The organism is Zunongwangia sp., assembly GCF_048269745.1.
In the GTDB taxonomy this organism is placed as follows: domain Bacteria; phylum Bacteroidota; class Bacteroidia; order Flavobacteriales; family Flavobacteriaceae; genus Zunongwangia.
The window spans coordinates 181,673-202,438 of the sequence record NZ_JBLXIB010000007.1 but is presented as its reverse complement, the minus strand read 5'-3'; the positions used below and the strand labels follow the sequence as shown (position 1 = coordinate 202,438).

General features: G+C 32.3%; 18 protein-coding genes. 13 read left to right on the top strand and 5 right to left on the bottom strand.

From position 1 onward, the window contains the following. Positions 1–197: 197 nt before the first annotated feature. The gene (locus ACN0WI_RS10390) at positions 198–866 is read right to left on the bottom strand and encodes a DUF4294 domain-containing protein (RefSeq protein WP_417886717.1); all 669 of its coding nucleotides are present in this window, start codon (positions 864–866) and stop codon (positions 198–200) included. Between the two features lie 114 nt (positions 867–980). On the opposite strand from ACN0WI_RS10390, the gene ACN0WI_RS10385 reads away from it, so the two are divergent. The 4 genes from ACN0WI_RS10385 (at position 981) to ACN0WI_RS10370 (ending at position 5,833) form a co-directional block, all read left to right on the top strand. Beyond that, positions 981–2,069 (top strand): M42 family metallopeptidase, encoded by a 1,089-nt coding sequence (locus tag ACN0WI_RS10385; protein WP_417886716.1) that lies wholly within the window; start codon positions 981–983, stop codon positions 2,067–2,069. Between the two features lie 125 nt (positions 2,070–2,194). Further along, entirely contained in the window at positions 2,195–3,217 is a 1,023-nt protein-coding gene (locus ACN0WI_RS10380; protein ID WP_417886714.1) for a DNA topoisomerase IB, read from the top strand. A 43-nt stretch (positions 3,218–3,260) separates the two neighbouring features. After that, entirely contained in the window at positions 3,261–5,180 is a 1,920-nt protein-coding gene (locus ACN0WI_RS10375) for a DUF294 nucleotidyltransferase-like domain-containing protein (protein ID WP_417886713.1), read from the top strand. After that, positions 5,180–5,833, top strand: a complete 654-nt coding sequence (locus ACN0WI_RS10370; RefSeq protein WP_417886711.1) for a PolC-type DNA polymerase III — start codon at positions 5,180–5,182, stop codon at positions 5,831–5,833. Before ACN0WI_RS10375 ends, ACN0WI_RS10370 begins: the two co-directional genes overlap by 1 nt. A 53-nt stretch (positions 5,834–5,886) precedes the next feature. On the opposite strand, the gene acs is transcribed toward ACN0WI_RS10370, so the two are convergent. The 3 genes from acs to ACN0WI_RS10355 form a co-directional block, all read right to left on the bottom strand. Beyond that, positions 5,887–7,794: an acetate--CoA ligase gene (gene acs, locus ACN0WI_RS10365; RefSeq protein ID WP_417886709.1), complete on the bottom strand. Its 1,908-nt coding sequence runs from the start codon at positions 7,792–7,794 to the stop codon at positions 5,887–5,889. A 153-nt stretch (positions 7,795–7,947) separates the two neighbouring features. Next, positions 7,948–8,895: a phosphoribosylaminoimidazolesuccinocarboxamide synthase gene (locus ACN0WI_RS10360; protein ID WP_417886708.1), complete on the bottom strand. Its 948-nt coding sequence runs from the start codon at positions 8,893–8,895 to the stop codon at positions 7,948–7,950. Positions 8,896–8,920: 25 nt separating this feature from the next. Continuing rightward, the gene (locus ACN0WI_RS10355) at positions 8,921–9,874 is read right to left on the bottom strand and encodes a PhoH family protein (RefSeq protein WP_417886707.1); all 954 of its coding nucleotides are present in this window, start codon (positions 9,872–9,874) and stop codon (positions 8,921–8,923) included. Positions 9,875–10,083: 209 nt separating this feature from the next. On the opposite strand from ACN0WI_RS10355, the gene ACN0WI_RS10350 reads away from it, so the two are divergent. The 4 genes from ACN0WI_RS10350 to dnaN all read left to right on the top strand — a co-directional run bounded on the left by ACN0WI_RS10350 (position 10,084) and on the right by dnaN (position 14,822). Further along, on the top strand, positions 10,084–10,956 hold the full coding sequence (locus ACN0WI_RS10350) for an SAM hydrolase/SAM-dependent halogenase family protein (RefSeq protein ID WP_417886705.1): 873 nt from the start codon (positions 10,084–10,086) through the stop codon (positions 10,954–10,956). A 148-nt stretch (positions 10,957–11,104) separates the two neighbouring features. Continuing rightward, positions 11,105–11,839, top strand: a complete 735-nt coding sequence (gldF, locus tag ACN0WI_RS10345; RefSeq protein ID WP_417886704.1) for a gliding motility-associated ABC transporter permease subunit GldF — start codon at positions 11,105–11,107, stop codon at positions 11,837–11,839. A 2-nt stretch (positions 11,840–11,841) separates the two neighbouring features. Next, entirely contained in the window at positions 11,842–13,512 is a 1,671-nt protein-coding gene (gene gldG, locus ACN0WI_RS10340; RefSeq protein ID WP_417886702.1) for a gliding motility-associated ABC transporter substrate-binding protein GldG, read from the top strand. A gap of 191 nt (positions 13,513–13,703) precedes the next feature. Beyond that, positions 13,704–14,822, top strand: coding sequence for a DNA polymerase III subunit beta (gene dnaN / locus ACN0WI_RS10335; protein WP_417886701.1), 1,119 nt, complete (start codon positions 13,704–13,706; stop codon positions 14,820–14,822). A gap of 132 nt (positions 14,823–14,954) precedes the next feature. Here dnaN and ACN0WI_RS10330 read toward each other — a convergent pair whose 3' ends face one another. Beyond that, entirely contained in the window at positions 14,955–15,311 is a 357-nt protein-coding gene (locus ACN0WI_RS10330; RefSeq protein WP_417886699.1) for a DUF4870 domain-containing protein, read from the bottom strand. A 129-nt stretch (positions 15,312–15,440) separates the two neighbouring features. Here ACN0WI_RS10330 and mnmE point away from each other — a divergent pair, with 129 nt between their 5' ends. The 5 genes from mnmE (at position 15,441) to ACN0WI_RS10305 (ending at position 20,640) form a co-directional block, all read left to right on the top strand. Continuing rightward, positions 15,441–16,883 (top strand): tRNA uridine-5-carboxymethylaminomethyl(34) synthesis GTPase MnmE, encoded by a 1,443-nt coding sequence (gene mnmE, locus ACN0WI_RS10325; RefSeq protein ID WP_417886698.1) that lies wholly within the window; start codon positions 15,441–15,443, stop codon positions 16,881–16,883. A gap of 149 nt (positions 16,884–17,032) precedes the next feature. Next, positions 17,033–18,160, top strand: coding sequence for a tyrosine-type recombinase/integrase (locus ACN0WI_RS10320; protein WP_417886696.1), 1,128 nt, complete (start codon positions 17,033–17,035; stop codon positions 18,158–18,160). Continuing rightward, positions 18,157–18,978, top strand: coding sequence for a hypothetical protein (locus ACN0WI_RS10315; protein WP_417886695.1), 822 nt, complete (start codon positions 18,157–18,159; stop codon positions 18,976–18,978). Before ACN0WI_RS10320 ends, ACN0WI_RS10315 begins: the two co-directional genes overlap by 4 nt. A 92-nt stretch (positions 18,979–19,070) precedes the next feature. Beyond that, on the top strand, positions 19,071–19,358 hold the full coding sequence (locus ACN0WI_RS10310) for a helix-turn-helix transcriptional regulator (RefSeq protein WP_417886694.1): 288 nt from the start codon (positions 19,071–19,073) through the stop codon (positions 19,356–19,358). Between the two features lie 103 nt (positions 19,359–19,461). Continuing rightward, positions 19,462–20,640: a VapE domain-containing protein gene (locus ACN0WI_RS10305; RefSeq protein ID WP_417886693.1), complete on the top strand. Its 1,179-nt coding sequence runs from the start codon at positions 19,462–19,464 to the stop codon at positions 20,638–20,640. Positions 20,641–20,766: the final 126 nt, after the last annotated feature.

The following is a 20,766-nucleotide window of genomic DNA, read 5'->3' as shown; positions in this document are numbered from 1 at the left end:
ACTCTCTCAATGAACTTAAACAACCTCGCTAAAAACCTTAGCGGGTGCAAATATAAACCCTTTTTCTACCTAAACAACTATTAACTCATACAAATGTTTAAAAAAATAAAAGATAAATTGTAAAATTCTGTTTTACAGAAAATTATAGAATATTAAATATAGTAAAAAAAATGCAGTGAGCAAAATAAATTTAAAATTTACAGTACATCCCATTTATCTTCTAGTTCAATAAAGTTAAAATCTAAAGCTGATTTTTGTCTTTCTAGTATATTTCTCTGAAATGAACGCTGTAAAATATCTTCTATCATATAATCTTCTTCATTATTAACAGGATCAAATTTTTCTTTTAAAGATATTTCAAATAAACTTGCTGTTGTATTGTACCAAAAGGCTCTCCAACCACTTCGCAACTCTTTAATAAGATCGAAAGTAGTTATTCCTGTTTGCCTATGGATTAATTTGACTAAAATTTGTCCTTCAGTATGTGTTAGTTTTTTTAATTCTTCGGAGAATTCTCCCTCAATATATTTTTGTACAATTTTAGTATACTTCCTCTGTTCTCTTTTAGAATCTAAACTTTCTAATCGTTTATTTAAAGCTAACAATCGTTCAGCTGCTAATTTAGCATACGGATAAACTTTTCTAGTTTTCCTTCTTAATATAAGGTAACGTCTCCTGTCATAACTATTTTTAAAATGCAACCGTTTTAAAATAAGTACTTCATCTAAATCGATATGCTCGCGAGCTATAGAATCTCCTGAAATAATCATATACTGAATAGTATCTCGATTTTGAGATAAACTATCTATTTGACTATTCGCTGTATTAAATAGGAAACAAGCGATAAGAAAAAAAACAATTCTCAATTTTTAAATTTTCAGTTTTTAAGGTTCTATCTTACTAAAATCATTCCAAAATTAAGGATTCTGAGATGGTCTTCCACGTAATTCTTACTAAATTCGCTTTAAATAAAACAAAATATGAGTAAAGAAAGTATTTTAGATAAAGAATCTTTAGAGTTCCTAGAAAAATATTTGAACAACGCTTCCCCAACAGGTTACGAGGCTAAAGGACAAAAATTATGGATGCAATATATTAAACCATATGTAGATGAGTTTTTTACCGATACTTATGGAACAGCAGTAGCTGTTTTAAACCCTGAAGCTAAATTTAAGGTTGTTATTGAAGGACATGCCGACGAAATTTCTTGGTATGTGAATTATATTACCGATGACGGACTAATTTATGTGGTTAGAAACGGAGGAAGCGACCATCAAATTGCCACTTCAAGAAAAGTGAATATCCATACTAAAAAAGGAATTGTAACCGGAGTATTCGGATGGCCGGCAATACATACTAGAAGTAAGGAAAAAGAACAAGCTCCTAAATTATCGAATATCTGTATAGATGTTGGGTGTACTACTAAAGAAGAAGTTGAAGAGCTGGGTGTACATGTTGGTTGTGTAATTACATATCCTGATGAATTTTTTATTTTGAATAATGACAAGTTTGTATGCCGTGCTTTAGATAACCGTATTGGCGGCTTTATGATTGCACAAGTTGCAAAAATGCTAAAAGAGAATGGCAAAAAACTTCCATTTGGACTTTACATTACTAATTCTGTTCAAGAAGAAATCGGGTTACGAGGAGCTGAAATGATTAGCCATCATATTAAACCCAACATTGCAATCGTGACAGATGTTACGCACGATACCACTACTCCAATGATTGATAAAAAATCAAACGGATTAACTAAAATTGGAGCTGGCCCTGCAATTACCTATGCTCCTGCTGTCCAAAATAATTTACGAGAACATTTAATCGAAACCGCAGAAGTAAATAACATTCCTTTCCAAAGAATGGCTTCCTCTCGTTTTACCGGAACCGATACCGATGCTTTTGCCTATAGTAATGGCGGTGTAGCTTCGGCATTAATTAGTTTACCTTTACGTTATATGCATACAACAGTAGAAATGGTGCATCGCGATGATGTAGAAAATGTAATTAAACTTATCTACGAAAGCTTACTAACAATTAAAGACGGAGAAACGTTTAGTTACTTCGACTAATATAATATTCTATTTTTTTGAAAAGCTTCCTTTAATAAGGAAGCTTTTGTTTTTTATTAAGTATAATTCACAATTCTTTATTATTTCGATATTTTTTTTAAAGTAATTTTACACTTAAAAGAAACATGAGTCTTTCCTCCGAAGATATTAATACAATAATAGATTCTCCATCTAAAGCTGCAGAAATGGCTAATTTAATATATGTATCTGAAAAAAATTTATGTATTAGCCGTAAAAAAGAGCTAAAACGCATTAAAGAATTAGTAATTCCGCCTGCTTGGAGTAATGTGAAAATTTCAATACTTAAAAACGGACATTTACAAGTTGTAGGAAGAGATGAAAAAAACAGAAAACAATACTTGTATCACCCTTTATGGTCGAAAATAAAAAATGAAACCAAATTTTTTAAAATGTCGGCTTTTGGGAAAATCTTACCAAAGATTAGAAAGCAAGTAGATAGAGACCTCGAATCTACTGAAATGAACAAAAAAAAGGTATTGGCGCTCATTATTCGGTTAATGGAAGAGACACATATCCGAATAGGAAACGATTACTATGCCCAAAAAAATAAAACCTATGGTCTTTCAACCTTTCGTTCTAGACATGTTAAAACTTATGAAGATGAATTAAAATTTGAATTTGTAGGTAAGAAAAACGTAGAGCATTCAGTTAGTATCAAAAATAAAAAACTCATTAAACTCATAAACCAATGCGAAGAAATACCTGGTTGGGAACTTTTTAAATTTTATGATGAAAATGGTGAAAAACACACTATTGATAGCGGAATGATTAACGATTATATTCACGAAATATCCGGTGAATTATTCTCTACAAAAGATTTTAGAACTTGGTCTGCTTCAAAAATATTTTTTGAAACGCTAATTGAATTAGGCTATATTGAAGATGAAAAAGAAAATAAAAAAACAATTTTAACAGCTTACGATACTGCAGCAAGTGGACTAGGAAATACTCGAGCTGTATGCCGCAGCTATTACGTTCATCCTGAAATTGTAAACTCTTATGAAGATGGTAGCATTGTCCCCTACTTTAGCAAAGTAAAAAATGAAGAACGCAAAGATTACACAAAACTTTCTGAAACTGAAAAAGTGATGCTATCGCTTATTGAAGAATACGAAATTGAATTATAAAAATAGAAATTGCGTATCTTAGCTTCTGTCGAAGTAAGCTTATATGAAAAATTCAATTGCACACCGAATAGCAGACTTTTTAAAAGATTACCCACCTTTTAACTTTTTAGAAAAAAACGATTTATTGACAATCGCTGAAGATTCTGAAGTAATATATTTAGATAAAGGAAAAATATTATTTAAAGAAGGTGAAAATGGACATCATTTATTTTATATCGTTCATAAAGGAGCAGTACAATTACAAAAAATAACTTCTGAAAATACCGAAACGATAGATACTTGTGATGAAGGGGATGTTTTTGGTTTACGACCGCTTTTTGCACAAGAAAATTATATTATAAATGCAATTGCTGAAGAAGAGTCTATTATTTATGGTATTCCCATTGCCCGATTTAAACCTTTAAGTGAAGCCAATAAAAAAGTTGGTAATTTTCTAATACAAAGTTTTGCAACAAACACCAGAAATCCATATGCTAGAGAAAATAAAGGAAAAATTTTATCTGGAACTCCTATGCTGGAAACTTCAAATAATCCTTTATTTGAACTTCAACCCGCTCCGGTAAAACGAAAAATTGTAACAACATCACCAGAAACTCCAATAAAACAAGCCGCTCAAATAATGAGCAAACGAAAAGTGGGTTCTGTACTAGTATTACAAGACAATAGACCGGTAGGGATTATTACTGATCAAGATTTTAGACATACTATTGCTACAGGTAGTGTTTCTATAGACACTAAAGTTTCTGCTATTATGAATTCTCCGGTAATTTGTTACCCAAAAGGTTTAACAATTGCTCAAGCTCAAATAGCAATGATGAAACATCATATCAATCATTTATGTATTACCGAAGATGGCACACCAAATACGGCTGTTTTAGGGATCCTTTCAGATCATGACATTATGGTATCTCAGGCTAACAGTCCTTCGGTTTTAATGAAAGCCATTCAGCGATCTAACAGTACAAAAGAGCTTAAAAAAATCAGGAATAAAATTAATTTACTATTACGAGGGTATATCGAGAACAATATTCCGTTAACACATGTTTCTAAAATTATTTTCGAATTAAATGATGCTACTATTAAACGTGTAGTGGCAAGATGCGTCATTAAATTACAAGAACAAACACCGGTTGACTTTGCTTGGTTAAGCATGGGAAGCCAAGGAAGAAAAGAACAATTATTAGCAACCGATCAGGATAATGCAATCATTTTTGCCGATCCGCCGGCAGATAAATTAGAAGAAACCAGAAACTATTTTATACAATTGGCTACAAAAGTCAATAAACGCTTAATGATTATTGGTTATGAGTATTGCCCGGGCGATATGATGGCTAAAAATGAACGATGGTGTATGAGTTTGAGCGAATGGAAAGCTCAAATAAAACACTGGATTACCGACCCTGGACCTGATGAGATTTTACTTTCCTCTATTTTTTTCGATTTTGATATTTCTTACGGGAATAGCTCGTTATCAAATCAAATTTCAGATCATATATTCAAATTAATCGAAAACAATCATAAATTTCTTCGGGTTATGAGCTCTACTGCTCTTAGAAATCCATCTCCGGTAGGTTTTTTTAGACAATTTTTGGTGGAACAAGATGGTGAGAAAAAAGACTTTTTCGACTTAAAGAAACGAGCAATTATGCCGCTTACCGAAGCTGCACGAGTATTAATGTTGCATTATAAAGTAAAAAATATAAATAATACAGCAGAACGTTTTGAAAAATTAGCACAGCTTGAGCCTAAAAATAAAGAACTTTACCTCGCATGTGGTTATGCTTCCAAAGCTTTATTAAAATTTAGAACTCGACAAGGTTTAGAAAATAGAGATAATGGACGATTTATAGATCTATCAAAATTGAATAAAGAAGATAAAATGAAATTAAAACGTACCTTTAAATCTATAAAAGGATTGCAAGAATTAATTAAAATGAGATTTGAAACCTCAGCAGTACTATAATGTGGAATTTGTTTAAGAAAAATCCAGAAAATTATCCTGACTTCTGGAATAAGTATGCTTCTTATTTTGATAAAGAACAACCAGAAATTGTAGACGATACCACTTTTGTAGTTTTTGATACAGAAACTACGGGATTTGATCAGCATAAAGATCGAATTTTAAGTATTGGCTGTGTTAAAATAAAAAAAAAACGAATTAATGTTGCTGAAAGTTTTGAAGTTTATCTAGATCAAGAAGCATTTAATCCGGATACTGTTGAAATTCATGGACTAATCCATCATGAACGTTTTCAAACTATTTCCGAAGAACGAGCTATTCGTTTATTTTTGAAATATATTAAAAATTCGGTTCTCGTAGCCCATCACGCTGGTTTTGATGTAAATATGGTAAACGCAGCTTTAAAACGAAATAACTTACCCAAACTCAAAAATAAAGTTTTAGATACCGGTGTGTTATACCGAAAAACACGATTAGTTACCAATTTTATAGACCCAAATAAAAATTACACTTTAGATGAATTAGCGATTGCCTATAATATCGATTTAAAAGATAGGCATACAGCTATTGGTGATGCTTTTATTACCGCTATCGCTTTTCTAAAAACTTTAGGTAGATTAAAAGAACAGCGAATTAAAAAATTACTTCGTTATTGAAATAAATCATAACTGAAAATCAAGATTTTCAGTTATGATTTTGATTTTTTTATCTATAAAGCTTCATCTATAATAGTTTGTACTACTTCTGGATTCAGTAAAGTAGAAGTATCTCCTAAATCACTAGTATTTTTAGAAGCTATTTTACGCAAAATACGACGCATAATTTTACCACTTCTAGTTTTTGGTAAACCTCGAACAAACTGAATTTTGTCTGGTTTAGCTATAGGACCAACTTTGTCGGAAATATTTTGATTAATCTCCTTCCTTAAATTTTCACGCTTACGGCTTTCTCCGGTTTCTTTTAAAATTACAAAAGAATATAGTGCATTTCCTTTAACATCGTGCGGATAACCTACTACAGCACTTTCTGCCACAGCAGGGTGTTCATTAATCGCATCTTCAATAGGTGCGGTTCCTAAATTATGGCCGGATACAATAATAACATCATCGGTTCTACCAGTTATTCGGTAATACCCAACCTCATCTCTCATGGCTCCATCTCCTGTAAAATACATTCCTTTGAAATCTGAAAAATAAGTTTTTTTATAACGCTCGTGATTTCCCCATACTGTTCTTGCTATAGAGGGCCACGGAAATTTTATACATAATCTTCCGCCTACTTGATTTCCTTTTAGCTCATTTCCATCATCATCCATTAAAGCAGGCTGTATTCCTGGCAATGGTAATGTTGCATAGGTTGGTTTTGAAGGAGTAACATATGGAATTGGAGAAATCATGATTCCACCTGTTTCAGTTTGCCACCAAGTATCTACTATCGGGCTTTGGCTCTTTCCCACATTATCATTAAACCAGTGCCAAGCTTCCTCATTTATAGGTTCTCCTACAGACCCTAAAACTTTTAAAGAAGATAAATTATTATTTTCTACAAATTCCAGTTTCCGTTTTGCTAAAGACCGAATAGCCGTTGGAGCGGTATAAAATTGATTGATTTTATGCTTTTCAACTATATTCCAAAATCGACCATAATCGGGATAAGAAGGAACACCTTCAAACATTACGGTTGTAGCGCCATTAAGTAATGGCCCATATACAATATAAGAGTGTCCAGTTATCCAGCCAATATCGGCTGTACACCAATACACATCATCTTCTGTATAATTAAATATATTTTTGAATGTATAAGCCGTATATACCATATATCCCCCAGTTGTATGAAGCATCCCCTTTGGTTTACCCGTAGACCCTGAAGTATATAATATAAATAAAGGATCTTCTGCATCTACAATCTCAGGAGCGCAATCTTCAGAAGCATCTTTTAGCAAATCTTCTAACCAAAAATCTCTATTTTCTTGCATATTTATAGAACTGCCAGTCCGTTTAGCAACTAACACACTTTCTACACCCGGACAATCTTCTAAAGCTTCATCTACAATATTTTTTAAATTAAGTTCTTTTGCGCCTCTATACGAACCATCTGAAGTTATTAGGATTTTACAATCTGCATCGTTGGTTCGAGTGGCTAGTGCTTTACTGGAAAATCCTGCAAAAACAACTGAATGTATAGCACCTATTCGTGCACATGCTAATACAGAAATAGCTAATTCCGGAATCATTGGTAAATAAATACAAACCCGATCTCCCTTTTTTATTCCTTTCTCCTTTAGAACATTTGCAAATTTATTTACTTTTTGATGAAGTTGGTTATATGTTATATGCTGAGCTTCTTCTTCGGGACTATTAGGTTCCCAAATAATGGCAGTCTTCTCCCCTCTAGTTAGTAAATGCCGATCTATACAATTTTCTGTAATATTTAATTTAGCATTCTCGAACCACTTAATTTCAGGCTTAGCAAAATCCCATTTTAAAACATTATCCCATTTCTTTCGCCAGGTAAAATGTTCTTCTGCTATTTCTGCCCAAAAATTTAAAGGTTCTTGTACCGATTTTCGATACACTTGAAAATATTCTTCAAAATGTTTGATGTGGTAATTACTCATAATTTAAACAGCTAGTTTTAGTTAAGCTCTTTAAATTTATTGAAAATTTGACAATTTATTATAAGAAAACAATTAATTTCACAAAAGTTTACACAAAAAAAGGAATAAACCGAAGCTTATTCCTTTTCTAAAATGTACTATAAGTTTATAACTCTACTTTAAATATTGTAACACATTAGTTTCAACTCTTTTTTCGATATCAGATACAGATGCTTTTTCAAATGTTTCTCCGGTAATATTTTCGTATAACTCAATATAACGCTGGCTTACCGATTCGATATATTCATTAGTCATTTCAGGAACTTGTTGTCCTTCTTTTCCTTGGAATCCGTTTTGGATTAGCCATTGGCGCACAAATTCTTTAGACAATTGTTTTTGTGCTTCTCCTTTTTCCTGAAGTTCTTGGTAAGTATTTGCATAGAAATATCGTGAAGAATCTGGAGTATGAATTTCGTCTATTAAAACAATTTTTCCATCTTTTGTTTTTCCAAATTCATATTTAGTATCTACTAAAATTAATCCGCGTTCTGCTGCAATTTCGCTTCCTCGCTTGAATAATTTACGAGTATAATCTTCTAACTGAGCATAATCTTCTTCGGAAACAATTCCACGTTTTAATAAATTTTCTCTTGAAATATCTTCATCGTGATCCCCTTGCTCTGCTTTTGTTGCAGGAGTAATAATTGGCGAAGGAAATTTATCGTTTTCCTTCATACCTTCCGGCATTTCTACACCACATAACATTCGTTTACCGGCTTTGTATTCTCTAGCTGCATGCCCCGACAAATAGCCCCGAATAACCATTTCTACTTTAAATGGTTCACAACTCTCTCCTACTGCTACGTTAGGATCTGGTGTTGCTTCTAACCAATTAGGAACAATATCTTCAGTTGCTTTCATCATTTTGGTGGCAATCTGATTTAAAATTTGTCCTTTATATGGGATTCCTTTTGGCATTACAACATCAAAAGCGGAAAGTCGGTCGGAAGCAATCATAATCAACTTATCGTCTTCCATAGTATACACGTCGCGTACTTTACCTTTATAAACCGATTTTTGACCAGGGAAATTATAATTAGTTACTGTTAACGTATTATTCATTTTAGCTGCTTTCTTATTATATATTTTATTCGTTATGCTCTATTTCTTTATATGCTGCAATAATTTTCTTTACAAGTTTATGGCGAATTACGTCTTTTTCGTCTAGATATAAAATACCAACTCCTTTTACTTCTTTTAAAACTAATAGTGCTTCTTTTAAACCTGAAACTGTGCGACGTGGTAAATCGATTTGCCCCGGATCTCCCGTAATAATAAATTTTGCACTCTTCCCCATTCGGGTTAAAAACATTTTCATTTGGGCATGAGTTGTGTTTTGTGCTTCATCTAAAATCACAAAAGCATGATCTAATGTTCGGCCACGCATAAATGCCAAAGGTGCTATTTGTATCACTCCTTTTTCTATAAAAGAATCTAATCGTTCAGCAGGAATCATATCTCGCAATGCATCGTAAAGCGGTTGCATATACGGATCTAGTTTTTCTTTCAAATCGCCCGGCAAAAAGCCTAAATTTTCACCTGCTTCTACTGCAGGCCTTGTTAAAATAATACGTTTTACCTTTTTCTCTTTTAAAGCTTGTACTGCTAATGCAACACTAGTATATGTTTTACCGGTCCCGGCAGGGCCAATAGCAAAAACTAAATCGTTCTTTTTCGATAATTCTACTAATTTTCGCTGATTTACAGTTTGTGGTTTTATTAAACGCCCACTTACTCCGTGTACAAGTGTTTCTCCACTTTCTACTGAAGTTTGGTATTCTTCCCGATTATCGCTAGTTAAAATTCGTTCTATCGTATTTTCATCTAATTTATTAAACTTTCTAAAATGATCTACCAGCATTGTAAAACGCTGATCGAATTCTTCTAACATTTCATCGTCTCCAAAAACCTTAATCTTGTTTCCTCTTGCTACAATTTTGAGTTTTGGATAATATTTTTTTAATAATTCGATGTTTTGATTTTGTTGCCCGAAGAATTCACGCGGACTAATCTCTGAAAGTTCAATAAGAAGTTCGTTCAAAAGCTTGATTTTTAATAAATAGGTTAATTTTGTTTTACAATTATCCTCATTTTTGTAAAAGCTAATTTACAGAAGAATTTCTATATAGCCAATCTCAGTATTTTAGCTAAATTTTAAATAAAGAAACCGTTAAATAAATTATCTTCGCTACTTATACAAACTTAATCAAATTTACGTTTTACCAATTAAAAAACTAGCAATAATCACATATGCCAATTATCACTTTAACAACAGATTTTGGAGAGAAAGATTATTTTGCTGCTGCTGTAAAAGGGGCTATTTATAATGAATTGAAAGAAGTAAGAATTGTAGATATTTCTCATAGTATTTCTCCATTCCATATAAGTGAAGCTAGCTATATTATAAAAAATGCTTATCGCAGTTTCCCAAAAGGGAGCATTCATATTATAGGAATAGATTCTGAACTTACTCCCGAAAATAAACATTTGGCTGTTTTATTAGACGACCATTATTTTATTTGTGCCAATAACGGAATTTTGTCTTTACTAGCTTCAGAAATTAATCCTGAAAAAATTGTAGAAATAAATATTCACGACCGGATAGAAACTAATTTTCCTGTTTTAGATGTTTTTGTAAAAGTTGCCTGCCATATTGCTCGCGGTGGTAGTTTAGATGTAGTCGGAAAAAATATTGAAAAAATTAAGTATTTAAAACAAATAGAGCCGCTTATTAATTCTGAAAAAAATCAAATTATTGGGCATGTACTTTATATCGATAATTACGGAAATGTAATTACTAATATTTCCCGAAAGTTATTTGATTCTGTTGGTAAAGGAAGAGAATTTACACTTAGCGCCCGTATGGTAAATTTCACCGAAATACACGAAAATTATAGCGACTGTATTAACTTTAAAGTTCCTAAAGATAAACGTGGCGAAGAAGATGGTAAAAAATTGGCGCTTTTCAATTCTGCCGGTTATATAGAGTTAGCTATTTACAAAAGTAATCCGTTTACTGTAGGTAGTGCTTCTACTTTATTTGGCTTACAAAACAGAGATACCGTTACAATAAAATTTAAATCTCCGGTTAGTAAAGAACTAAAAAAACAACTATTACCCTAATAAACAACATTTATTGCGGTTACCAATCCTAATATAAATAACTATTGGGCATTGCAGTGTATACCTACAGTAATTTAATAGGTATTCCATTCGTTTTTATAAATCGATATCTTAGCTTTGCAGTACATTAAATAAAAATACCGTGCCTTTGTTTGCAATTTTTCAAAAAGAACTACGTTCCTTTTTTTCTAGCCCCATTGGTTATCTAATAATTGGAGTTTTTTTAGTAGTCACAAGTTTATTTTTATTTGTTTTCACTAATGATTATAATATTCTAGATAATGGTTTTGCTTCTATAAAAGCATTTTTCGATTTAGCCCCTTGGATTTTTATATTTCTTATTCCGGCAATCACGATGAAGAGTTTTGCTGAAGAAAAAAAATTAGGGACTATGGAATTACTACTTACAAAACCTATTAGCATTTCTAAACTTATTTTCGGAAAGTATTTAGGAAATTTAGTGGTTGTTATACTTTCAATCTTACCTAGTATTTTATATGTTGCGGCTATTTGGTTTTTAGGTAAACCTTTCGGCAATTTAGATATTGGTGCCACGCTAGGCAGTTACTTAGGCTTATTATTTTTAAGCGGAAGCTATACCGCTATTGGTTTATTTTGCTCTAGCTTAACTAGTAACCAAATTATAGCTTTTATTAGCAGCGTTTTTCTATGCTTTATAAGTTACTTTGCTTGTAAAGGATTAGCTGATTTTGATATTATGAGTTCTTGGAATTACGGAATAGAATATTTCGGGATAGATTATCACTACCAAAGTATAAGCCGAGGCGTACTAGACTCTAGAGATGTTATTTACTTTATAAGTTTTGCTTTTTTATTTTTGAAACTAACACACTTCAAAATTTCTAATTTAAGAATACATTAATCTTGAAAAATATAAGCGCTTACAAATCTATACTGCTTAGCATTGCTTTATTGATATTGCTAAATATAGCGAGTACATTTTATTTTGAACGTTTCGACCTTACTCAAGACAACCGCTATACTTTAGCTAAATCTTCTAAAAATATTATCTCAGATGTTGATAATCCAATAGTAATAGATGTTTTTTTAGACGGAAACTTCCCTCCGGAATTTAGAAGGTTGCAAAACGAAACGCGCCAGCTACTTGAAGAATTTGCAGCTTATAACACCAATATCAAATTCGAATTTGTAAATCCGATTAATGAATACCCTAATGCCAAAAAAGCAGCTGAAGAATTTTATAAGTTAGGGATGCCCCCTGCTCGAGTTAGTGTTAAAGAGAATGGGCAATCCGAAGAAACAGTTATTTTTCCTTGGGCAATTGCTAATTTGGGCAAGAAGAGTGTGAAAATTGAATTACTTAAAAATAACACAGGGAGCACCGATGAAGAACGTGTAACCAACTCGGTACAGCAACTTGAATACGGATTTATAGATGCTTTCCAGAAACTGCTCTATCCAAAATCAAAAAAAATTGCGGTAATGCGCGGTAACGGAGAATTATCCGATGCATACATTGCTGATTTTATTAAAACACTTCAGCAATATTATTTTATCGCACCATTCACCTTAGATTCGGTTGCTAAAAATCCGCAAAAAACACTTCAAAATTTACAGAAATTCGATTTAATTTTAGAGCCAAAACCTACAATTCCGTATTCTGAAAAAGAAAAATATGTTTTAGACCAATATTTAATGAATGGCGGTAAGGCAGTTTGGTTAACTGAAAATGTAGCAATTGATAAGGATAGTTTACTAAACCCAAGTGGCACAGCTTTCGCTATACCCAAAAATCTAAACTTACTAGATTACTTTTTTAGTTACGGAATTAGGATTAATCCAGACTTGGTAAACGATTTATATTCAGCACCAATAATTCTAGCCAGCGGGAATCAAGGAAATACTCGTTTCAATCCGTATCCTTGGTTTTATAGCCCATTAACCTCATCTACCAGTAATAATCCAATTGTTTCTAATATTGAAGCCGTTAAATTCGATTTTGCAAATCCAATTGATACTTTAGCAAATGGAGTTAAAAAAACAATATTATTAAGTAGTTCTCCTAGAACTAAAGTAGAAGGTACACCACGTAAAATAAGTTTAGCTATGGTTGGAGAAAAACCAGCTATACAAACTTACACTGATGGCGAGCAAGCATTGGCGGTGCTTTTAGAAGGAAATTTCTCTTCAGTATATAAAAATAGAATTAAGCCATTTAAAATAAAAGCTTCTAAAGATAATTCTAAAAACACTCAATTATTGGTTGTTTCGGATGGAGATGTTATTAAAAACGAGTTACAAAAAGGCCGCCCACTACCATTAGGCTTTCAGCGATATACCGGAAAAACATACGGAAATAAAACATTTCTGCTAAATGCCATTAATTATATGCTAGACGATCGGGATTTATTAAAACTCCGTTCTAAAGAAATTAAAATTCCGTTTTTAGATCCTCAAAAAATCAAAAATCAACGTTTTAAATGGCAATTTATAACTATTGGTCTACCTTTAGCAATATTAGGCATTTGTGCGATGCTTTTCCTTTGGATCCGAACTAAACGGTATAAAAAATAGGTATTTATAAGTATTGAATTTAAACAAAATCTGCTTCATTTTTTTAACAAAATTGACAACAGAACTGAAATTCAATAAGTTACTTGTTAACAACTATTTATAAATGTTGATAAAAATTATTGAAAGAAGTAAGGAAAATTGAAGTATTCAAATATCTTTGTAAATGATTCTAACAAATCAATAAAAAGCCAATGAAATTTATTGTATCCAGCAGTTATTTGCTGAAACAGCTTCAGATACTTGGTGGTGTTATTAATAATAATAATACATTACCAATATTAGATAATTTCCTTTTCGATCTTAAAAACGACGAATTAACAGTATCTGCTTCCGATTTAGAAACAACCATGTCGGCTAAATTACAAGTAGAATCTAATGCTGAAGGAAAAATAGCCGTTCCGGCAAAACTTCTTTTAGATACCCTAAAAACCTTTCCGGAGCAGCCACTTACTTTTGTTGCTGAAGATAACAACACAATCGAGCTTAGTTCTAACCACGGTAAATATGCTTTAGCTTATGCAAATGGTGAAGAATTTCCGAACCCGGTGAGCCTTGAAGATCCTAGCAAAACAATTATTGAGGGTGATATACTTTCTACAGCAATTAGTAAAACTATTTTTGCAACAGGAAACGACGATTTGCGCCCGGTAATGAGCGGTGTATTTTTTCAATTTGCAGAAAATGGACTTACATTTGTAGCAACAGATGCTCATAAACTGGTTAAATATTCTAGAGAAGATGTAAAATCTTCACAGAATGCTGAGTTTATTATGCCCAAAAAACCTTTAAATCTTTTAAAAGGAATTTTGGCAGGTAGCGAGAGTGATGTAACTATTGAGTATAACGAAAGTAATGTAAAGTTTACTTTTGATGATACTACTCTTATTTGCCGTTTAATTGATGGTAAATATCCTAACTACGAGGCTGTTATTCCTAAAGAAAATCCAAATAAACTGACTATCGAACGTAATCAATTTTTAAGTTCTGTTAGACGAGTTTCTATTTTCTCTAATAAAACGACACACCAAGTTCGTCTTAAAATTGCTGGTGCCGAGTTAAATATTTCTGCTGAAGATGTAGATTATAGCAATAAAGCTGAAGAACGTTTAACTTGTGGATATCAAGGTGATGATATGCAAATTGGTTTCAACTCTAGATTTTTAACAGAAATGCTGAATAATTTAAATTCAGACGAAGTACAGTTAGAAATGAGTTTACCAAATCGCGCCGGAATTTTAACTCCTGTAGACGGACTAGATCCTGGAGAGACTATTACCATGTTAGTAATGCCGGTAATGCTTAATAGCTAGATTAACAACTATACTTTTTCTGTTATTAATTTCAGAAAATATCATATAAACAAAACCCATTCAAAAATTTGAATGGGTTTTGTTTTTTGATTGATGAATAAAACTGAAAATCGATTATTCCAGTCTGATTTTTTATTGTAAAATTCTTATTGTCATTGGATAATAAGCTGGCTCTCCATTATTCGCCTTAATTGCATTTATAATTGGGAAAACAAAACCAATAATTCCAACAAGGATTAATAACAAGAATCCAAAACCAAATAAAAGAATTAATGGAATACTTATAATTGAATAGATAAATAAACTAATCTGAAAGTTCAAGATTTCTTTTCCATGTTCATCCATATTGTCAATTTTATCTTTCTGAGTTATCCATAAAATAAGCGGAATAATAAAACCTCCTATTCCGGTTATTAAATCTAATAATTGACTAAGATGCATAAGCATGAGCATTTGCCGGTCTTCACGTTTTGCTGAATAAACTTCCATAATTGATGATTTGATGGTTACTAAATTTCCTGTAAATGGAACTGTACTTTAAAGACGAAACAAAAAACTGAATGTTACAGTTTAATCAAATATTCTTTTATACCCTTATTCTTTATTATCTTTGCAGCTATGAAATTAAACGATACCATTGTTGCGCTTGCCACACCATCGGGTGCCGGAGCCATTGCTGTAATACGAGTTTCAGGGCCTGAAGCCATTTCGATAGTGGCACCTTTATTTAAAGCGAAAAGTCGAAAAAAATTAGAGGAGCAACCTACGCATACCCTTCATTTAGGAAACATTGTAGATGGCCAGCGTAATTTGGATGAAGTTTTAGTTTCAGTATTTAGAGCGCCAAAATCCTATACTGGAGAAGAAACTATCGAAATTAGTTGCCATGGTTCGCCTTATATTCAACAAGAAATTATACAGCTTTTGGTAAGAAGTGGTTGTCGCTCTGCAGAAGCTGGTGAATTTACCCTAAGAGCTTTCCTTAATGCCAAAATGGATTTAAGCCAGGCTGAAGCGGTAGCCGATTTAATCTCTTCTGAAAATGCTGCCTCTCACCAAATGGCAATGCAACAAATGCGTGGTGGATTTTCAAATGAAATTCAACGTTTACGAGAAGAATTATTGAATTTCGCATCGCTTATTGAGCTGGAATTGGATTTTGCTGAAGAAGATGTTGAATTTGCGAATCGTGATCAGTTTAGAGATTTAGTAGCTCGAATCCAAAAGGTTTTAAAACGCCTAATCGATTCTTTTGCGACCGGAAATGTATTGAAAAACGGAATTCCTGTTGCCATTGTTGGCGAACCTAATGTTGGAAAATCAACTTTACTTAATGCGTTACTGAATGAAGAGCGAGCCATTGTTTCTGAAATTGCAGGAACCACACGCGATGTTATCGAAGATGAACTTGCAATTGGTGGCGTTGGTTTTCGATTTATCGATACTGCCGGAATTAGAGAAACCAAAGATGTGGTAGAAAGCATCGGGATTAAAAAAACATTCGAGAAAATTGGCCAAGCTCAGGTGGTAATCTATCTATTTGATACTTCTAGACTTAGTAAAATTGAATTTTCTGAAGGTAGCGTAGATGCAAGTCAGCTTCAAGAAAACGAAACTTCTCTGAGTATGATTCAGGTGGAGATTGAGAAAATAAGGAATAAATATCCACAAAAACCACTGGTAATTATCGCCAATAAAATCGACCAGTTAGCAGAAGAACAAGCTGAGATTTTAACGTCCAGAATCCTAGATCTTCATTTACTTTCAGCAAAAACAGGTTTAGGTGTTGAAGAATTAAAAGAAAAACTTTTAAATTATGTAAATACCGGTGCATTGAGAAATAACAACACTATCGTTACCAACAGCCGTCACTATAACGCCCTGCTTAAAGCCCTAGAAGAAATCAATAAAGTTGAAGATGGCTTAAATATGGATCTATCTGGTGACTTACTGGCTATCGATATCAGACAGGCCCTACATCACTTTGGAGAAATCACTGGTGAAATCACTAATGATGATTTACTGGGGAATATTTTTGCTAATTTTTGTATCGGGAAATAAATAATATTTCTTTACGTTTACTTTTATTTCTTTTATTTGAAAAACAGGTATTTACATGATTTTTGTTTTTCTTTTATGTTCTTTGTTATTATATTCGTTGCTACATATGTACTGCATTTTTTTAATATGTAGTACAAACGTACTCCATTATGAAGATATCACTAAAAAAAAGAAAATTAAAAAGTGGTAAGATAAGTTTATCTATAGAATATTATAAAGGTTCTGAAACAACGCCGGAGGGTAAACGAAGACATATTCGTGAAAATGAAAATTTGAAGTTGTTTTTACACGGTGAGCCTAAAAATGCCACTGAAAGAAAAGACAATAAAGAAACTTTAGCTTTAGCCAAAAAAATTCTGGCCATAAGAGAAGCAGAATTTTATCAAGGACGATTTGATCTAAAAAATACAGCAAAATCGAAACGCCGGTTCCTGGATTTTTTTAATGAGAAAGCCGAGGAAAAAAGTGATAGCATAAAAAATTATGGCACTTGGACGGCTACCCTAGTACACCTAAAACGTCACATCAAACCAAATACTACTTTTGATGAAGTAGATGAAAATTTTGTGAAAAATGTGCGCCAGTATTTTGATAAGGATGCACAAACAAAAAGTAACCTTTCCCTGTCCCTTAACTCTAAATACACTTATTTCAATAAATTTAAAGCTGCACTCAGAGCCGCCTTTGATGAAGGATATTTATCTATTAATTACAGCAGTAAGATAAAATCATTTGAGCAGGCCGAGAGTCAAAGAGAGTATCTAACATTTCAAGAGTTACAAAAGTTAGCTAAAACTCCATGCAAATATGAAATTTTAAAATCAGCTTTTCTTTTTTCATGTTTAACGGGATTAAGATGGTCAGACATCAATAAAATGTATTGGGCTGAAGTGCGTGATGAAGATAGCCAAAGCCGAATTAATTTTATTCAGAAAAAAACGGATGGTGTAGAATATTTGTACATATCAAAGCAAGCTCGAGATTTATTAGGAGAACGTAAAAACCCGATGGATCGAGTTTTTACCGGCTTAAAATATTCAGCAGTTTACAACAATGAATTAGTACGTTGGTGTAATCGAGCCGGAATCTTCAAGCATATAACTTTTCATAGTGCAAGGCATACCAATGCAGTATTACTATTAGAAAATGGAGCAGATATATATACGGTATCCAAGCGTTTAGGGCACAAAGAAATAAGAACTACAGCCATTTATGCAAAAATTGTAGATCAAAAAATGAAGGAAGCCTCTAATTTAATACCAACTATAGAATTATGAGTATCAAAAAACATTTATTAGCACTTAGTTTTATAGGATTTATAATTTCCACTCTTATTAACTATTACGGATCGCAGACAGGTTACTATATTATGAGCGGTATAATGATACTAACCACTTCTTTCCTATTCTTAAAAGAACTTAAGGTAGTTACAAATTACTCTATAGCCTTTATGTTCGATCTTAGAACAGACTTTTTTAATAAAAAAATCGAAAGGCCTCGACTTTTGGTTTATTTAATTTTTGGAGCTTTTAGTGTTCTATTTATAGTTCAATATATCACTTTGGATAAAAGATTATTTTTGGAACGTTATTATATTTCTACCCTGATAATTACAGTTTATACAGCTTGCAATTTCTTTCTCTTTTATACCTGGCATCCAAATTTCGAAAAAAGTTTTATTCCAAAAAGTCGAAAAAAAATTCTAACTAAAAGTAACAGACTATATGAACTTAAATGGCAGAAGAATGAACTAATGTCAATATATCAAAGCTTAGCATATAACAATTTAATTGAACTAATCGATGTAAACTCAAACGAAATAGATTACAAGCTCTTTGCAAATATAATTTATAATGGCAACGTACCAGAAGAACCTTCCTTTAACTTAAATATGAATCAGGTAGATACAAAATACTTTAAAGATGTATTGGCAGCAGGTGATCGAAATTTCACATTTAATGTTTTTTTGAAAATTTTCAAAAATAAAAATAAAACTCCTAATCCAAGGAGCTTATCCGCAGCGTATAAAAGAGAAGAAAATAAAGGCAGAAAACCACCCCATAAAAGCGAAATAGATAATGCTTTTACTTGTTAACATACAAAAATTTTGTTAACCTTGGTTAACATACGGCTATTTTAAAGTTTCCTTTATTCCAACTTTGTTATCGTTAACAAAAAAACGTAACAATGGAAAATCAATTAATTTTAGAGAAATTGGACCGATTAGAAAAGCTAATCGTAGGTTCATCAAAGGAAATTCTTACTGTAGAAGATTTAATTAACTATACCGGCTACAAGCAATCTTATATCTACAAGCTTGTTCATAAGAATGTCATTCCATTTTCAAAACCAAATGGCAAGACGCTTTTCTTCGAGAAGTCAGAAATCGATACTTGGCTTCTCCAGAACAAAAGTCAATCTATTTCTCAGATAGAGGATAAAGCTCAAGATTACATTAACACCAGAAAAAAGTAAAGCATTCAAAATTGCCGTTTTGAATGCCTTTAATCTTTATTAACTCGTAACATAGAGTAGAATGTAAATATACGCATTATACTCTAATCAATCTCTATTGATTATGGAAGAATTAAATGCATATGATCAGTCCGATCATAAAGACTCAGTTTACGATAAGATACATCAGGAATTAACGAAACATTATCAGATTAAATTCAACGAAATATCTTTAGATTATGAAATCTATAATCGTAAAACAACCGATGAAATTACTTTTAATGAATCTTCATTGCTTATACACCTAAATCGCGAGAAGATTAATACAAGCCCACAGAACTTTAAAATCTATTTGAAAAGTCATTTTGTCCCAGATTATAATCCTATTAAAGAATACTTTTATTCGCTAGCTCAATGGGATGGAAAAGACTACATCAAACAGTATGCTTCATACGTCAAAACCGATGATGATGAATTATTTTATCAGCAATTGAAAAAATGGGCGGTACGTGCTATAAAAACCGTATTTCACCCAAACCAAATCAACAAACATTGCCTGGTTTTGGCTAATGGTGCTCAACACGCCGGAAAGTCTACCTATTTAAAGAATATCTGTCCGGAAGCCTTAATGCGTTATTATTATGAAAATATTGGAGTAAGTAAAGATGATAGAATTAAGCTTTGTAAGGGATTTATAGCTAACCTGGAAGAGCTAAACATTTTAGGTAAACATGATATTAATTCTATAAAATCTCTTATCTCTCAAATGACAGTTAATGAGCGACTTCCCTATGCTGATAAATCTACATTGTTATATCGTATTTGCAGCTTTTTGGGAAGTACCAATAAAACCGAATTTCTTACAGATGATACCGGAAGTGTGCGATGGATAGTTTTTAACGTCATTGGTAGAATCAACTTCAAATACAGTGATGAATTTGATATTAACAACTTTTGGATTCAGGCATATCATATTTACAGACATCAACCTCAATTTAAATCAGATCTTACTGTAGAAGAAGTAGCATTAAACGAGAAGAGAAATGAACAATTTACGATTCAGACCGTAGAAAGTGAGTTCATACTAAGGTTTTATGATATTACTGATGATTTAGATTATTTCAGAACAGCTTCAGATATTGAAACCGAGTTGGCTGTTATGGGGAAGAAATTGAACAGACAACGACTTGGATCCTCGCTTAAAAAATATGGCTTTGAACGGGTTAAACATCCAAAAAGGCAGGTTTATGGATATAAAGCAAGACCAAAATTTAAGAACAGTCCTTGGGGATTTAATCCATAAATACTTAAATCTCTAAATATAGTTACCTAGTTACCTAAAACTTTGTAAACAACTGATATTTAAAACATTACTTAGGTAGGTAACTTATAAATCTACTTACCTAAAATGCACATTTAGGTAACTTAG

What these genes read in the sequence shown, in the direction of transcription:
- ACN0WI_RS10385 (WP_417886716.1), top strand. Translation starts at nt 981, where the DNA reads ATGAGTAAAGAAAGTATTTTAGATAAAGAATCTTTAGAGTTCCTAGAA.
- ACN0WI_RS10380 (WP_417886714.1), top strand. Translation starts at nt 2,195, where the DNA reads ATGAGTCTTTCCTCCGAAGATATTAATACAATAATAGATTCTCCATCT.
- ACN0WI_RS10375 (WP_417886713.1), top strand. Translation starts at nt 3,261, where the DNA reads ATGAAAAATTCAATTGCACACCGAATAGCAGACTTTTTAAAAGATTAC.
- ACN0WI_RS10370 (WP_417886711.1), top strand. Translation starts at nt 5,180, where the DNA reads ATGTGGAATTTGTTTAAGAAAAATCCAGAAAATTATCCTGACTTCTGG.
- acs (WP_417886709.1), bottom strand. Translation starts at nt 7,794, where the DNA reads ATGAGTAATTACCACATCAAACATTTTGAAGAATATTTTCAAGTGTAT.
- ACN0WI_RS10360 (WP_417886708.1), bottom strand. Translation starts at nt 8,895, where the DNA reads ATGAATAATACGTTAACAGTAACTAATTATAATTTCCCTGGTCAAAAA.
- ACN0WI_RS10350 (WP_417886705.1), top strand. Translation starts at nt 10,084, where the DNA reads ATGCCAATTATCACTTTAACAACAGATTTTGGAGAGAAAGATTATTTT.
- dnaN (WP_417886701.1), top strand. Translation starts at nt 13,704, where the DNA reads ATGAAATTTATTGTATCCAGCAGTTATTTGCTGAAACAGCTTCAGATA.
- ACN0WI_RS10330 (WP_417886699.1), bottom strand. Translation starts at nt 15,311, where the DNA reads ATGGAAGTTTATTCAGCAAAACGTGAAGACCGGCAAATGCTCATGCTT.
- mnmE (WP_417886698.1), top strand. Translation starts at nt 15,441, where the DNA reads ATGAAATTAAACGATACCATTGTTGCGCTTGCCACACCATCGGGTGCC.
- ACN0WI_RS10320 (WP_417886696.1), top strand. Translation starts at nt 17,033, where the DNA reads ATGAAGATATCACTAAAAAAAAGAAAATTAAAAAGTGGTAAGATAAGT.
- ACN0WI_RS10315 (WP_417886695.1), top strand. Translation starts at nt 18,157, where the DNA reads ATGAGTATCAAAAAACATTTATTAGCACTTAGTTTTATAGGATTTATA.
- ACN0WI_RS10310 (WP_417886694.1), top strand. Translation starts at nt 19,071, where the DNA reads ATGGAAAATCAATTAATTTTAGAGAAATTGGACCGATTAGAAAAGCTA.
- ACN0WI_RS10305 (WP_417886693.1), top strand. Translation starts at nt 19,462, where the DNA reads ATGGAAGAATTAAATGCATATGATCAGTCCGATCATAAAGACTCAGTT.